Here is a 15,398-nt window from a genome sequence, read left to right on the forward strand (position 1 = left end):
CCGGGATGGTCTCCGAGCGGAGACCATCCCTGAAGAAGTTCAATTAGCCCTTGCTGAGGGTGCATATACCCCCGATTGGTCGCCTGCTACGAGACAGTGGCGAAATTCATTGGGGCTAAACACGTACAATCTCGTTAAACCAGCCGTACAAATCGCATGATAGCATATATTTACTTATTAGACATTGAGCAGGAATCAATCTGTACTACTGACTAGTTGGTTATTAGAGTATGTGAATAGTGAGAAGTTGGTGACTCTGCTCTATTGACTCAATGGAAATGCTGCTATCCCTGGAGAGCGCTCGGCTGGAATCGGCATTTCTGTGAGATCGTTTTAATGTTTGCCCTCACCAACATTGAATCGCTGTAACCGTAACTCAGCATCTATTCGACGCAGTAGTCTAACTACAGTTCGGTATCAAGTGGGTCTTCAACTATCCCATCACGGCTTCCAGTGTATCCGTTGCAATAAGCAATCCAACCACCTCGCCGTCCTGGATGACGAGCGCTAATTCTTGCCCCTAGGCCTGAAACTGGTCGGAGGCATCGCTCACAGTTGTATCCGCTGATAGTGTCATCGGTGGGGCCGCAACTTCTTCGAAGGTTACGGTGCCTTCTCGAAGCCCACCGATATTATCGACCAGAAGACAATGCGAAAAAAACATCATGACGCAGTCGCCGTGAGAAACCAAGGCATATGAATTGTCGGCTAGATCTGCTTGAACCCAGCGAGACACCGTCACGGAGTTGTCTAATGCTTACAAAAAGAGCGATCGCCACCGACAATCACAGAGGAAACAGTAACCACAGGGGCTATCTAAAAAGACGACCAGCACGCCACTCCCACAGTGACTCAACTGATATCCAAACCAATATCCAGAGGACGGTCAGGCCCACCACAAGAGCTGTAGTTGAGAGCACCCCGAACGGTTCTACCGTTCTGAATAGGAGGGGTGTGAAAATGAGGATCAGGACTGCAACGGATCCCAATCCGGCGAGTGCACATACAAAGTGCTCAATCCGTGAAGGGGTGGATAGCTGATTGCTAGCTGGTCTTGTCTCTTGACTGACCGAGGACGGTTTGCTCATGCATACCACCTTCTGAATAAACATATGTGATTGTCATATAAAAAACTTGGTAAATGTTCACACATTCTGAGCATTCCTCCGCTTTCAGGCCTGTCTCTTACCCACAAGTCCTAATCGATGAGTTGACGAACCAAGACTGGTAGATGGGACGCCGCTCACGGAGTTGGAAGGCAGAACTCGATGAGGATGGACAGCCGTGTGACATGGATGTTTCCGGATAGATTCGAGCAGAGTTTCGGTCAGCTGAGTTTGGAGACAAGCGCCTGACTGACCGATTGGTTCAACTTGGGGATGAACTTGGCAGCCAGGCTCCTCAAAGCGCACCGTCAATCATCTCCTTCGCCGGAAAACCAGGGACCTGCTGGACGAACTCCAGACAGTCGTGTTACCTGCGTTCGAGTTCAATCGGTCCGGCGATCTAGTCTACGATGACGAAGAACTGCTAACCCTGGAGGCCTGTCTCGGAGTGACAGGCACCGCCGCCAACGGCGGTGCCGAGACCTATGGTGATTTCGTCAATCCCGATCCCGACTTGGACGATCCATTCTACGAGGACGGCCCGAGCGGTGAAACGCTGCTGGAAGCGATCAAGGACCTCTCTCCGACGGACATCACCGAGATGGTCAACCAGGGCGCGGCCCGCGTCTTGACGCGGGCCAAGCCCCGGATGGAATTCGAGACACCAGTTATGCTGTCGATCGACGTGACCTACGTCGCTTTCTACGGGGATCGCGAGGAACTGATCCGGGTGCAAGGAGCCCCTGACGACAAATCCTACGACTGGTGTCACAAGTTCGCGACCGCGAACGTTGTCGGGGACAACGTTCACTTCGCGGCCGCGATGCTTCCGGTTGGGAACGCCGACTACCACGATCCCGACGCCTACTCTGGAGAGGACAAATCCTATCGAGTCGGCGACGTCGTTCGCCGACTCGTCGATCACGTCACCGAGGAGTGCCGGATCAATGTTCGCCGACTCTACGGCGATGCAGAATTCTACGCCACCGACGTCTTCACCTCTCTCGAATGGCGAGACATCCGGTACGTGATCCCGGCCCCGCGCGATGACCGCGTCAAGCGGTTCATCGCGCGCATGGACGAGGACGTAGATGGGAACAAGCAAGTGACGGTCAAAGACGACCATGCTGTTCACGGTCCAGTCAAACACGACGTCAGTAATACACGGGCTGAGACGACGCTCGTCGGCCTTCCTCCCGACGAGGATCACGACGAAGTCCAGACGTTTGCGACGAATCTCGTCCTCGACGACGAGATTCGTCTCGATCGGCGCTGGACTAAGAAACAGATCACTCGGTACAGACGCCGAGGTGGGATCGAAACGGCTTACAGTAAAATCAAGGAATTCGCGCCGTGGACGACGTCGACGGACTTCTCGGTTCGACTGTTTCACTTCGGCTTCGCGGTCCTGCTGTACGATCTGTGGTTGCTGGTGGACTTTCTGGTCCAGACATTGATCGATGTCGTGGAGTTTCGCACGAAACCGCGGGTGACGGCCCCGCGGTTTCGTGCATTCCTTCGCCGGGAGGTGAGCGCATTGCTGTAAATCCCGGTCCGTGGTAGCCCTTCGTGAGAGGCATCACTGTCAAAGTCGACTGATTTGCCCGGTCTCTCCTGTCCGACCGCTACTCACCACCACTGAGTAGCGGTCGTAACTTCTTGGTCAGCTGGTACACTGGCCCGACTTCCACCGAGAGAGGTGGTTCTCGTGCACGGATTCGGCGGCATTCGCAGCGCCACCATGCGGATTCCGTATAGCGAAACACAGTTTAAAGAAATATTTGCCAAGCCACCGTAGAGCCATAAGTCTGGCTTGGGTCTGCTGTGGCAACAGAACTATCAGTAATCAATGTGTTTAGCTCAGTATGCCGAAATCGGCTGATTCAGATTTAGAACCCGGAAAGCACGAGGGTTCCCCCGGGATTGAGCGGACGAAGCCGTGGCACTCCGCCGACGACGTCCCTTGGACGCTACTCACAGAAGACCAGCTCGCCGACGCCTACGAGGCTGTGGTCGTCCCGGCGCTGCGGCGGGACGGGTACGACCCCGAAACCGACAGGCCATCCTACGAGTGGCTCTCGAACAACGGCTTCCGCGGGCTCACGTACGCGCTGAAAGAGTACCACGACACGACCTTCGGCGAGTTCTGGGAGAACACACTCGAGTACGACACTGAATCCAGCGGCTACGACTGGGATATCGAACACGACGAGACACGCGAGTCGTTTCAGGAGTATCTCGACGCCAAGCAAGTGGCGGCGGACGACTGGACGGACAGCACCCGCGACACCATCCGCTATCGGCTCGCACGGTATGCTCGCTCCTACCGGGAACGCCACGGCACTGACGATCTTCTCTCGCCCGTCGACGCCGACAGCGACATTACCGAGACCGAAGCTGTCGACCGCTGCCGGGAGACCTTCGCCTACATGTCGAATGAGTACGCTGAGTCCACGATTGCACGCGTCCATGATGCAATCCGAACATGGTATGGCTGGCTCGTCGAACGGCGTGTGGCGACGGTCAACCCCACCAACGGCGCGGAGGATTGGTTCTCGTGGTCCCGCTCCTCGGACACCGACCCTGTCGCCCTCAACGCCGACCACGTCCGGGCGATGTTCGACGCTGCGCTGACCAGCCGCGACCGGATGCTCGTCGTTGCACTCGCTGGCTGGGGACTGCGTGCCGGCGAGGTTGCAGCGCTGCACCAGGACCAGCTGTATCTCGACGCCGACGAACCCTATATCCAATTCGATGAGCGAAAAAACGGCCCGGGAACCGTTGCCATCGTCTTCGGCGACGACGTTGCCCGCCGGCACGTATCCCGGGTTGATGGCTACCTGTTCCCGTCCGAGCGCTCGAAAACCGGCCACGTCGACGGTACGACCATCGCCGGGTGGTTCCACGATCTCGCCGACAAGGCTGACGTTCCCGAGGAGATCGACGGCGTCGCCCGGAAGCCACACATGGGCCGGCGGTTCTGGTACGACGCGTATTCGCGCACGACTGAGGACCTCCTGACGCACGTGCAAGATATCGCCGACGAACAGGGCAGTGCGAGCGCGAAGGTGGTGTTTGAGGACTATCTGACCGACGAACGGAAGCGGGAGCTACGGCGGGAGTTCATGCGAGAAAAACTGAGCGCGGCGTTTACGACCGAATAGATCCGAGTGAACGGTAAACTCTGGTTCATACCGATTCAGAAGGTGACAGGACTTAATTTCGACTAGCCGACCTGTGGCTTTGCGTACATCGCTAAAGAGATAGTCGCCAGGTCGAGACCAGAAGGTGTCTAAGTCCCCCAATAGAACCCTTCTGTCTGGGTCTACTATACTGCCATCACTGTCCTTGGCGAGGTATCTCTAATGATAATTACTGTCCGGAGTGCAATTCGCCGCTGTTCGCTTCTCCGTAATCAAGTTTGAACGGAGTAGAGAAGAGGTAATAGAACTGTTGTCACACCCAAGCTGAAGCGGTCGGTACAGGTAACACACTTCGTATAGGATAAACTCGCCGGTCATTCTGTGAGGCCGGTAGTAGTGACTCCGGGTTGGGTTCACCCACTCCGGATTTGACTGCTGCACGCCGGGCACTGGTACTGTTCGCCATCGGCTGTCAGCCGGGCTTTGGTCCCGCTCCAGCCACAGACAGGACACAGAACTGTCTCAGACTCAACCATACATTTTATACTAGATGTTGGCTGGATAAAATGGTGGTGTTGAGAGTCAGCACACAACTGCTGGGTTCAGAGCCGCTCAACAGCCAGAGTGTACGGCGCGTCGGGGTGATCCGGACAGTCTCTGATCTCTGTCTCGACAGTGGCTTGCTCGCCGACCGTATCAACGTTCGCGATTGGAGTATTACAGACGGTACACGTTATCAGCGCCCGCATTCCCCCAGGTTGGTCTGTATCACTTGTTCCGAACATACCTGCTATTGGTGACTCTTGGATATCAAATTGCGTCAGACACTACGCTTGCTGTGAGTCGTTGGAGCGATCGATCTTCGAGAGTTGACAACGACTATCACGGACAGTCTCAGTGACCTCTTGATAGAGCTATCAATATGATTATTGTATTACTTGTGGGGATATTTGCATTACCGATACAGATCTCGCCGTCAAGATCATGAGCCACTTTCGAGCCGTCTCAAGAATCGTCTGTTAGTACCTCGTGACTGTTTAGGTGGTAACCGTTCAGGCGTGACAGCCACTCAAGCACCTCAATGAGTCGTGTAGAAAGGGTGGGGTGGTGGGGGTGGAATACAGGCACCAAAGTTGGATTCAGGGTGGTGCCTGTGATAGAATCTTCGGCGCTGCTGATATCAGTCTTCTGAATAATTGCAGAGACAAGGTGGTTGCCCTCTTGGGTAGTTAAGTACAATCTATTTGTACATTGAACGTAACAAATTTGCACGTATGCAGACGGTCCTTGCAAGCACGCTCTCCAATATGCGAGTAATGAGTACCGACGGCCAAGAACTCGGAACCCTACATAACGTCACGTTCCACACAGCCGGTGGTAGTCTCAATCAACTCGTTATCGAAACCGACGCACAGAACCTCTTCGGAAAACAGCAAGACGGCGACGGCTATGTGCGACTTCCAGCGGAACTGATCGAATCACTGCGTGACCATCTAATCATCCGGCCGCCTGATGAGTACCTTGGATAACATCGGTGCCATACAGTCAGAGCCGGGCTCCGTCAACACAAAGACCAGTCACAAGACCGTTACCCATCGAACTACTGAAAAGAGTATGAAGACGCTATAGAAGTGGTGTATAGGGTGCTGAATACCGCCAAAGAAACGAGTGGTACAACCTCGTACGCGGTAGTTATGCTACCCGCCGGCCGAAGATTCATGAAATGACCGGCCTGACCGGAACTCGGTCAGCTCAGCAATCCGGTCTTCGAGCTCTTCGATTTCGCTGCGGAGTTCGTCAGCTTCGTCGCCCTCGGTTGCCTCAAGTTGGTCTTTCAGCCCTTGCAGGCGCGTCTCTTTTTTTTGCTCGTCCACATCGGCTTTGCGAACGTACTCGCTCGGTTCAATGTCGTACACGTCGGACTCGGACAGTTCTGTCACCTCGAGTGCTTCATCAACCTTGCTGGAATCAACCGTCGTCAACCGTTCGCGTTCGATGCCGGCGGATTCGAAGGCGTTCAACACCAGTTCGGCATCTTTGAGCGACCGGTTCCGACGCGTGGTCCGCTGAATGGACCCAAACTGTCCAGAGACTGGCTGGTCGTGATGCAGGCGGTCAAGCAAGACACTGCGAACGTCTTTCCTGAGGTCATTTGCATTGCGCTGGACGTCCGAGAGCAGGGTGTAGATATTCACCAGCGCGGGCGTGTCGACGGCTTCCAGCGAACCTATGTCGTGGCGCTCAAGCGCGTCAATCAGCAGTAATGCGTCTGCATATACGTCTAAATCTGGTTCCTCACGCTCGGTTTCATCAGGTTCCTCACTCCCACTTTGTGCTTCTACTAGCGGCGACCCCGTGGACTGTTCGCTTTCGGTCAGTGTCCCGGCCCGGTCGTCCACCTCGAAGCGTGGATGCAGAGATAACACAGTTGCGTACGGTTCTGCGTCCGGCGGCAAGCGGTCAACATCGAATTTTCCCTGGGATTCGCTCACGCGCTCGTATAGCGTCTCAAATTGGTCTTTCTGGAGGGGAATCGTCTCGTCGTCGTCTCGGTACTGAATCAGCACTCGGTGTTCCTGCACATCCTCAATGGCGAAGGCTTTGCGTGACAGCGGGGTAACAAGGGTTGCATTAGACTGGAGTGCGTCAATGTTGTCACGGAGATTGTTCCATGTTGGTCCGAATGTCATGTCTAGGAGTATGTGATGACCGGAGAAAACAACAGGGAACGTGGCTCACTATATTGCTCACCGAACTACAGAACAACTTCCAGCGGAGGTACTCAAAAAGAGGCTACACTGGCGCAACGACGTCTTCACACGTCGGACACTCCGCCCAGATGCCTTCTGTCCCATCGTCTCGCTCGTATTCAACCAGAATCCATGCAGTCGTGATGCGCTCGTCACAGGCTGGGCACCGACCAAGACGTTGGGTGTCGTCGGACATGGAAAGGGGATGGAAGGAGCGTGTGACAGTGTTCCCTCCGTGCAGAACTCGACCGACATCGAGGATAAGTGTTTGCCAGATTTCAGAATGAATGTACATACTGGAACTGTACGTCACACTGCATCTCTGGTGCTGGTGCTGCTGTCACCAGTGAGGGACAGTGCCTCTCAGGACCGGTATCGTTAGTTGTCCAAACAATCAGCACACCGGCTAGCACCGGGGGGCGATGGTTCCCCACACTCTAAACACGCATCAACTGCGGCATGGTTCCCCGAACCCAACTCAAGGTACTGTTTGACCGCTTCCCATACCAACTGAATCATATCTAGAATACCGCTTTCAAGGCGTATAAATCCACTAATCGAGGGATTAGTTATAGCGCTATGGAGTACTATGTATCATGACTGCTCCTGTGAGCCCAGCTGTGGAATAGTCGGTTGCTGGTCAGTCTGTGTGTCGCTGTCGTGGCTCTTACAACAGTTCTCAGAGGCAGTGGCCGGTCTAGGAGGAGCGGTTCGGTGACTGGAGCGCGACGGCGACAGTCGCGAAAGCGCGAATCGGAAGCAGGGACTGCTGGAACGGAGCAACCGGTATGAGAATCGTCGCCCGGAGTCTCCAACGAGATCGCTGGACCAGCGTAGACACAGACCATAGACTCAAATGCTGCTGGATACGTACACTGCGTACGATATGACGATGGACATCCCGCCTCAACTACGGTGTTTGTTTGCTGGCACTGTCGAAGAACGCAACGACTCCTATGTGATTGAAGTGCCCAAACAGGAACTACAGACCGGTACTCTGCAGGCCGGTGCAATGTATCGCGTTGCGCTGCTTTCGCGTCCGACTGACACTGAGTCTCAACAGAGTGAGACAGAGCCGCAGAGAAAGCGTAGGTCACAAGGGATACAGACGCCGCCGGTTGCGGAAGGCGAACAGCGCACTGTCGACATCGAGGACCTCGGCGACCAAGGTGACGGACTCGCACGTGTTGAGCGAGGGTTCGTAGTGATTGTTCCCGACACCGAGGTTGGAGAGCGCATTACTGTGGAGATTACCGATGTTAGAGAAAACGTCGCCTTCGCTGAGGTTGTTGCACGGGGCAGTTCCTCTGAGTAAGCTGTCTCGGATCTATTCCTCGTTGGCGTAGACGAGCTGCAGTGCTTCACGAAGGTGATAGCGCACCTCGTCATCATCCGTCTGGTGGTGAGCGTGCCGGATGTGCTTTTCAACGGGGTTGTCGGTTTCAGTTTCGACGCTTTCTGGAGGCACATATCCGTATTTTATTGTAATTTAATATATCTGTTGGTTATTTGCTAGATATTGATGTACCACCCGTAATTAATTGGCTTGTTATCGGTGCGCAACCAATACCAGTCTGTCTACTGTACCTGAGATGCAAATTGATTGTTTGAAGAATGTCAAGTAGCGGTCCCAACAACATACCGGTCATCAGATGAGATGCTCTATGGATTCGCCGTCCCGAGCTAATTCGGACTGCTCAGGCGAGGCGTCCGTAGCACGTGTGGAGAACGACTCCGGTGAGACAGCCTGTTGCATTGCCTTGAGCTTCGACCGAAGTTGGCCGCTCATCGAGCGCACCAGCTCATCGTCTGGCCAGGAATGCACTTCGAGCCCATCGAAGCGTGTTGCGACCTGCTGGACCGTGTTCAATTGTTCGGGGTCGTACTCCACCCGGTGTTGTTGTTCCGCGTTGCGCCTGTGACGAGTACAGTGTTTCTGTCTTCGTTACAACAACAGGGGTCAATTCGGCAGGCTGCACACCCTCTCAAACCGAGCACTTCTCTAACCCAGTGTGATTGATTGAGACTCCGAAAAGACCACTTCATAGTGAGAGTATTACTCGGGTAGTGACTCAGTACACTGGTCCTGATGAGCTTGGGTCGACCAAGACAGCAATCATGCAGGCGACGTATAAAGCGCTGAGTAAGCACGGGTACGACAACCTCACCATTCAGGATATCGCCGACGAGTTTGAACGGAGTCGGACACTACTCTACTATCATTACGATGGCCGTGATGACCTACTGGTTGACTTTCTTGAATTCGTCCTACATGACTTCCTTGAGCAACTACCGGATGGTGAAGGATCAGCACGGAAAGAACTTGAAACACTTGTTGAGACGCTTCTCCCGACAACGCTGGATGAAGACGTGTATCAAGTCCAACTCGCCATGTTTGAACTTCGCGTAAACGGACCGCACAACGAAGCAGCACGTGAGCAGTACCTACAGGTCGACAGAGAAATCAAGGAGACACTTGAGACGATTTTCCAACGTGGCGTTGACTCCGGTGAGTTTACTGACATTGACCCCGCTCTTGAAGCAGAGCTGTTCTTGTCGATCTTGACCGGTACTCGTACCCGCCGGCTCACCGTATACAAGCCCGACCAATCCATCGCCGAACTGCGAGCTGCAATTAACACGCAGATTGAGCGAATCACGACAGACGCAAACTAACTCGAAATATGTTGTTCTTCGCCTGACCAGGGTACATTCTTCTTGATACCACCGCCAGCAACTGAGCTCAATTGCTATACCGGCGCGCAGGATCTGTATCTCCCTCAAAATCACTGGTATACGCTCTAAGCGGCCAGATAATCTGTTGCTGAGATCGACCAGAAAGTATTTGACAAAATATTCAATATATAAAGGTATGTACGAGATGGAGGAGACTGTCGCACTAGTTACCGGCGCTGCATCTGGCATCGGTCGAGAAACGGCAACGCGCTTCGCTGAAGAGGGGGCATCTGTTGTTGTCGCTGACATCGATACGGACGGCGGTGCTGAAACAGTCACACAGATCGAGGATCGTGGCGGGACCGCAACGTTCGTCGAAACTAATGTTGGCCGAGTAGAGTCAATCCAGTCGACGATTGAGACAACTATCGACCGGTATGAACGGCTCGATTACGTCGTAAACAACGCAGCGACAGGGAACGAGCCTGCCTCGATAACGGACATTGAGGAGGAGGAGTGGGATCGCATCAATACGGTCAATCAGAAGGGTGTCTGGGGAGGGATGAAACACCAGATTCCAGCGCTGCAGGACTCTGGTGGCGGTGCAATAGTCAATGTCGCCTCACTGGCTGGGATACGTGGCAGCCCTGGCCGAACACCGTACGGTGCAAGTAAGCACGGTATCGTTGGGCTAACGAAATCGGCTGCACTTGAATTTGCAGATCAGAACGTCCGCGTGAACGCAGTCTGCCCAACAATCGTCGACACACCAGCCTTACGGTCGCTGTCTGAAGCAGAGCAAGACCAAATCATATCGAAGGTCCCGATGAAACGCCCTGCACAGCCAGAAGAAGTGGCAAACGCTATCCTCTGGCTCTGCTCGGACGAGGCGTCGTTCATTACCGGACAAGCGATACCGGTAGACGGCGGTGAGTCCCAGCAGTAATTAGCTCGTTGCGCTGAGAAAGCCGGTGAGAGTGTGCAGAGCGTATACCGGACAATACTGTATTGGATAAGACAGATAAGAGCAGAAATCGAGTGGTCCGAGATGTTGATTTATATAATATCCCATAGAGTATATAAAATATTCAGATTATGTGCGACACTATTTTTATACTTCTATTTATTTGTCCGAATAACATCTATTCCATTGACCGTTTCTGTAGACTGGTCTTCTCCACCATCGAATTCGGGAGTGAACTGGTCATCTGTTTCGTCTTGAGTGGGGGTTTGCTTATCGGTAGCTTCGTCTTGCAGAGCATCCCGAGATTGATCTGCCTGTTTTTGGGTTGTCGGGCCAAGCACTTGCGCGGATTTGATTCCAGTCATAATAGCCATAACGCGCACTTTTCCTTTGTAGTCCTCTCGAATCCGAGCACCCCAGATAACGCTGGCATCTGATTCGAGCCGCGCAGTAATATTCTGGGCAATGCCTTCAGCTTCCTTCAGCGTAAGGTCTGGGCCACCAGTGATGTGGACTAAGCCGCCGCTCGCGCCGCGATAGTCCACATCAAGCAACGGATGGTTAACCGCATCTTTGACCACTTCTTCGGTCTTGTTCTTGTCTTGTGTCTCTCCCACAAGCATCACCGCGACGCCACCCTGATTCATTATGGAGGTCATGTCAGCGTAGTCAAGGTTGATGAGACTCGGTTGGGTGATCGTCTCGGAGATGCCCTTTACAGTCTCAGCGATGATTTGATCCATTACGGAGAACGCCTTGCCGATAGGCAAGTTTGGGACATAATCGACCAACCGATTGTTATCCAATACGATGATAGAGTCTGCCTCGTTGCGAAGTTTTTCGATCCCCTCTTCAGCCTTGACTGTGCGCGCTCGCTCAACGTTGAACGGCGTCGACACCATCCCGACGACGATTGCACCTCGTTCTTTGGCAACCTTCGAGACAACAGGGGCTGCGCCGGTTCCGGTACCACCGCCCATGCCAGCAGTGACAAAGACCAAGTCAGCGTCGCCCAACGCTTCTTTGATAGTCCCGATTCCCATCTCTGTCGCGCGTTCACCCATCGAAGGGTCACCACCTGCACCAAGACCATTAGTCAAGGACTTACCGATTAAGATCTTCGTGTCGGCTTCAATCATTTTAAGATGCTGCTTGTCTGTGTTAATCGCTATAGTGTCAGCTCCCTCAACGCCGAGGTTGTATAGACGGTTAACTGAGTTATTCCCAGCACCGCCACAGCCAACAATAACGATTCGGGGGTCACCAAATCCGTCAACAGTTTCATCAGCCAGCTGTTTTTGCTCTTCCTCATCGCGTTCAAGCGCTTCATTTACGATATCTTGCATTTTTGTCACCACGTAGTGTGCATCTCTCGATCCGAGGCACTGTCATCATCCACATCATTGTCTTTGTTATCGTACGCCGTCCCCATCGTATCAACGTCATCTGGTTCTGCGACGATAATGTCGTCTGAATCGCTGTTATCCACAGCCTCATCAGAGTCTGACCCCTCAATCGAACCTGTCCCAGTAGCGGCTACCATGTCGTCTTCCGGTGACTGGTCATTAGAGTCTGAACTGATACTGGTTCTCTTCGAGGGAGCGTCATTGGATTCATCTTCCTTCGCTCCGGCAACAATTATATCATTATCGCTATCTGCTGAACGAGTCTGTTTGCCCGTTCCAGTGGTCTGGGTCTGGTCATTATTCGACGTGGAACCGTTCTCGGAACTCTCTGTCTGTGCAGCGAAGTGCTGGGTAACTCCTTCAACGATTTCACGCCGCGCTCGATCGGGATTGGAGACACCAAAGCCAGCTAGATCAACGCGGTATGTCGCGTCTGCAACAGTGTGAGCTACCGGCTTTAACGAATCTTCAGAGATTTCGACGCGGTCAAGTTCGGGATCGCCGGCAACCTTTGAGCTGATAGATTGTGCAAGGCCATCATTAACTCCTTGTTCATCCTGTATGACCTCCTCAACAATATGTCGGACAAGTTCAGTGGTAGCACTCATATTAATCACCCCCAGAATCAGCTTTCAGCTTATTTATGATGGTCTCAAACTCTACTGGACTGTCTTCACCAAACCGAACGTAGTGTTTATCACTTGGCAAGAACTGTTCGGTATCATGCTCTACCTTAATAAGGTGGTTCTCTAATGACCTACATGGGCAACAAACCCGGTGATTAGTCAGCGAAGCCTTTGCTACACTGGTCATTTTCCGCTTGAGCCAGCCACCAATCTCGTCATTATCAGCGGGTGCGATATTCCCGTCAAGTGTGCCACTGATGATAAACCGCCAGTGATTTGACTGTCCTTTCGAACGCATACCCACGGCCCCGAAAGAGATATCGACAGGCTGCTCTACGCCAAGCTCGATGGCAGTTAATTCCATCTGCCATTCTATTGGCCGTGAGATTGCATTCGAGTCGATGGGTGCGGTGCCCCCTTCCGCAAGACGGCTTCCGAACCAGTGCATCAAACGCCTCGCCTGCTGGTACCCCTCAACATCAGTCCGCATGAGCCCATATGGTTCTGTTTCGAATAGGGGCCGGCAGATCGTTTGGTCAGGAATGATATATGCACCCTTATTACGATTGACTTTTTCGATCGGATAGACTAGGCCAAAATCAGAGAGAATTTTAATGATGGATTTATTATAGAGGTCACTCGTCGTGAGTCCGGCCTCTTCTGCAATCGCCTTCTTCGTCAGATGATCGATATCGCTATTGAATGCTAGGCGAAGTAGTGCATGCAAGGCCTGTTTCCTGGTTCCGTCACCGTATACGATTTGATTAATTTGTGTTAGGTATTCTTCTAGTGGGTCGTCGACATCTCCAGTTTCATGGAGGCGTTGTTGCCACGGGTTGAACTCCTTAGTCATGATTTTCTCCACTAGTGTCAGTTCTGCTGCTTTGTGTTTCGATGGCTCTGGTGAATCGCTGGACAGCGCCGGTTTCGACCGTTAGAACTAGGAGTATGAAGCGGGAAACCGCCGATGGTCCATGTCTAAGATTTCCCGCTTCACGCAGAAAGCGGTCCAGTTAGCTAAAAATGCTGTTGGTGAGCGAGGCGAAGTCGCCGCCCCCGAAGGGGGTGGCGGCTTCGCCGAGTATGCGGTGGTGTCACTGCACTGTCTGCGGGTTTACCTGGAAAAATCCTACCGAGAAGCACTTGATTTGCTGAGTGAGATGCCACAAATACTCGGGGAGATCGGCCTCAACGCGGCCGATCTCCCCGACCACTCCACGCTAGTCAAGCGGTTTGACAGAATCAAGACAGCGCTCTGGCGAGTGCTCCTGCGCCTGTCGGCGCAACTGCACGAGCCGAGCGGTCATGCCGCCATTGACGCGACGTTCTTCGACCGCAAAAACGCGAGCAAACACTACTGTCGGCGGACGAATTACCGCGTACAGACGCTCAAAGCAACTGCTCTCGTCGACACAGAAAGCCAAGCCATTCTGGACATTCACTGTACGACTGAGAAATGCCACGACACACAGCTCGGCTGGCAGGTCGCCCGCCGCAACGCGGGCGACCTCGCCAGCCTCGCTGCCGACAAAGGCTACGATTGGATGGAATTACGCGAAAAACTCCGCGAAGAGGGCGTAAGACCGCTGATCAAACACCGTGAGTTCCGGCCCATCGATCACGCGCATAACGCGCGGATCGATGGGCCTCGATATCGCCAGAGAGCGATGTGTGAGACTGTCTTCTCCACGATCAAGCGCACGCTCGGCGATGCCGTGCGTGCGCGAACCTGGTACGGTGAATTTCGTGAACTCGTCCTGATGTGTGTCGTTCACAACATCAAGCAATCGCTGAAACCGTGAGATCAAGCTACGTCTAGCGATTCACCACGGCCGTTTCGATGGATTTGCTCATAGACATACATTACTGCGCATACATCTTATTCTCACTACAGGGGTCTAGACCCAGAACTTAAACGTGCCATTGCAAGTATCTCCGAGCTACAGTCTGATTGGCTCTAGAAATCTGAAGCTATGGTTTCGTGAATGTGGTAAAAATATAGCGGTATGGATAATAGAGGGGGTACGACCGAACGGCCAGATCTCCACAGGAGGTATGCACGCGAACTAATTCTAGAGGCTGGGGTACTCTGTATATTTGCAGTGTTCTATGGCATTATCTGGCCGCCACTTGCTGCACATCTTGAACTACATATACCCCTTGAATGTATTATAAGTATCTCAACACAGGCCGTTATTGGGTTCTATTCGCTGTATCAGATCCCCCGGACGATACGGTTGCTATATCAAGACTGGAAAGAACTGTGACACCCTCCATGCCGTGAACGATGGAGATTCTATCGCTGAGCCAAATATACAGAACGGATGTATACGCGCTTACTACCTGCACTTTGATTTAACGAAGCACTAAATTTGCCAGCGAACGAGCCACCTTCTTCATCCCATTATCAGTTAGCTGAGCGTGTGGTCCTGTGAGATTCTTCTCCCGGACCACATACGTTCCCCATGGCTCAACGACCGAATCACTCAGTAACGAATCCCCGCTTACTGTGTCTCCTGTGGCATCTAACGTCTGTGTCCAGTCATGCTCCCCAAACTCATCAACCTGTGAGGTAAGCATCACAACATTGTACCGAATAGTACTGCCGCGTTGAATAGCGATCTAATCGGCGGTTATCACGGGTTAGAAGGACGAAGCCGAGGAAATCAATTCTGGCTATGGAAGTCGATCTCCTCGACTTCGTTGAGCAGTGTCGGCAGCTAGTCA

The 15,398-nt window shown here is 53.1% G+C and carries 14 protein-coding genes and 3 pseudogenes; 8 read left to right on the forward strand and 9 right to left on the reverse strand.

All coding sequences use genetic code 11. The features are described from left to right. Positions 1-404: 404 nt before the first annotated feature. Positions 405-625, reverse strand: a pseudogene (locus G9463_RS24130) (CBS domain-containing protein); the annotation flags it as partial. Positions 626-1,231: 606 nt separating this feature from the next. On the opposite strand from G9463_RS24130, the pseudogene G9463_RS20690 reads away from it, so the two are divergent. The 3 genes and pseudogenes from G9463_RS20690 to G9463_RS20700 all read left to right on the forward strand — a co-directional run. Next, positions 1,232-1,417 (forward strand): annotated as a pseudogene (locus tag G9463_RS20690) (transposase DNA-binding-containing protein); the annotation flags it as partial. A gap of 53 nt (positions 1,418-1,470) precedes the next feature. Further along, entirely contained in the window at positions 1,471-2,652 is a 1,182-nt protein-coding gene (locus G9463_RS20695; RefSeq protein WP_165897713.1) for a transposase, read from the forward strand. A gap of 319 nt (positions 2,653-2,971) precedes the next feature. After that, positions 2,972-4,270 (forward strand): site-specific integrase, encoded by a 1,299-nt coding sequence (locus tag G9463_RS20700; RefSeq protein ID WP_165897714.1) that lies wholly within the window; start codon positions 2,972-2,974, stop codon positions 4,268-4,270. 581 nt (positions 4,271-4,851) lie between these two features. Here G9463_RS20700 and G9463_RS20705 read toward each other — a convergent pair. Then, positions 4,852-5,034 (reverse strand): hypothetical protein, encoded by a 183-nt coding sequence (locus G9463_RS20705; protein WP_148709170.1) that lies wholly within the window; start codon positions 5,032-5,034, stop codon positions 4,852-4,854. Between the two features lie 489 nt (positions 5,035-5,523). Between G9463_RS20705 and G9463_RS20710 the strand changes: the two genes are divergently transcribed. Next, on the forward strand, positions 5,524-5,778 hold the full coding sequence (locus G9463_RS20710; RefSeq protein WP_004966886.1) for a PRC-barrel domain-containing protein: 255 nt from the start codon (positions 5,524-5,526) through the stop codon (positions 5,776-5,778). A 168-nt stretch (positions 5,779-5,946) separates the two neighbouring features. On the opposite strand, the gene G9463_RS20715 is transcribed toward G9463_RS20710, so the two are convergent. Then, on the reverse strand, positions 5,947-6,939 hold the full coding sequence (locus tag G9463_RS20715) for a hypothetical protein (RefSeq protein ID WP_165897715.1): 993 nt from the start codon (positions 6,937-6,939) through the stop codon (positions 5,947-5,949). 103 nt (positions 6,940-7,042) lie between these two features. Next, positions 7,043-7,195, reverse strand: coding sequence for a hypothetical protein (locus G9463_RS20720; protein ID WP_004966889.1), 153 nt, complete (start codon positions 7,193-7,195; stop codon positions 7,043-7,045). 696 nt (positions 7,196-7,891) lie between these two features. Between G9463_RS20720 and G9463_RS20725 the strand changes: the two genes are divergently transcribed. Further along, positions 7,892-8,314: a TRAM domain-containing protein gene (locus G9463_RS20725; protein ID WP_049919504.1), complete on the forward strand. Its 423-nt coding sequence runs from the start codon at positions 7,892-7,894 to the stop codon at positions 8,312-8,314. A 12-nt stretch (positions 8,315-8,326) separates the two neighbouring features. On the opposite strand, the gene G9463_RS20730 is transcribed toward G9463_RS20725, so the two are convergent. Both G9463_RS20730 and G9463_RS20735 read right to left on the reverse strand, forming a co-directional pair. Continuing rightward, complete coding sequence (locus G9463_RS20730; protein WP_160164345.1) at positions 8,327-8,467, reverse strand: hypothetical protein; 141 nt, start codon at positions 8,465-8,467, stop codon at positions 8,327-8,329. A 180-nt stretch (positions 8,468-8,647) separates the two neighbouring features. Continuing rightward, a pseudogene (locus tag G9463_RS20735) lies at positions 8,648-8,899 on the reverse strand (radical SAM protein); the annotation flags it as partial. 218 nt (positions 8,900-9,117) lie between these two features. Between G9463_RS20735 and G9463_RS20740 the strand changes: the two are divergent. Further along, positions 9,118-9,675, forward strand: a complete 558-nt coding sequence (locus G9463_RS20740; protein ID WP_004966892.1) for a TetR/AcrR family transcriptional regulator — start codon at positions 9,118-9,120, stop codon at positions 9,673-9,675. 196 nt (positions 9,676-9,871) lie between these two features. Further along, positions 9,872-10,621: an SDR family NAD(P)-dependent oxidoreductase gene (locus tag G9463_RS20745; protein ID WP_165897716.1), complete on the forward strand. Its 750-nt coding sequence runs from the start codon at positions 9,872-9,874 to the stop codon at positions 10,619-10,621. Positions 10,622-10,794: 173 nt separating this feature from the next. Here the strand turns inward: G9463_RS20745 and ftsZ are convergent, their stop codons facing one another. The 3 genes from ftsZ to G9463_RS20760 are packed head-to-tail and all read right to left on the reverse strand — an operon-like array spanning position 10,795 to position 13,524. Next, entirely contained in the window at positions 10,795-11,985 is a 1,191-nt protein-coding gene (ftsZ, locus tag G9463_RS20750; RefSeq protein WP_165897717.1) for a cell division protein FtsZ, read from the reverse strand. 5 nt (positions 11,986-11,990) lie between these two features. Then, positions 11,991-12,653, reverse strand: a complete 663-nt coding sequence (locus G9463_RS20755) for a hypothetical protein (RefSeq protein WP_004966895.1) — start codon at positions 12,651-12,653, stop codon at positions 11,991-11,993. Position 12,654: 1 nt separating this feature from the next. Further along, the gene (locus G9463_RS20760; RefSeq protein WP_193569696.1) at positions 12,655-13,524 is read right to left on the reverse strand and encodes a hypothetical protein; all 870 of its coding nucleotides are present in this window, start codon (positions 13,522-13,524) and stop codon (positions 12,655-12,657) included. Between the two features lie 121 nt (positions 13,525-13,645). Between G9463_RS20760 and G9463_RS20765 the strand changes: the two genes are divergently transcribed. After that, on the forward strand, positions 13,646-14,473 hold the full coding sequence (locus G9463_RS20765) for an IS5 family transposase (protein WP_165897719.1): 828 nt from the start codon (positions 13,646-13,648) through the stop codon (positions 14,471-14,473). Positions 14,474-15,398: the final 925 nt, after the last annotated feature.

The sequence above is a fragment of the Haloarcula sp. JP-Z28 genome (assembly GCF_011440255.1).
Classification (GTDB): domain Archaea; phylum Halobacteriota; class Halobacteria; order Halobacteriales; family Haloarculaceae; genus Haloarcula; species Haloarcula marismortui.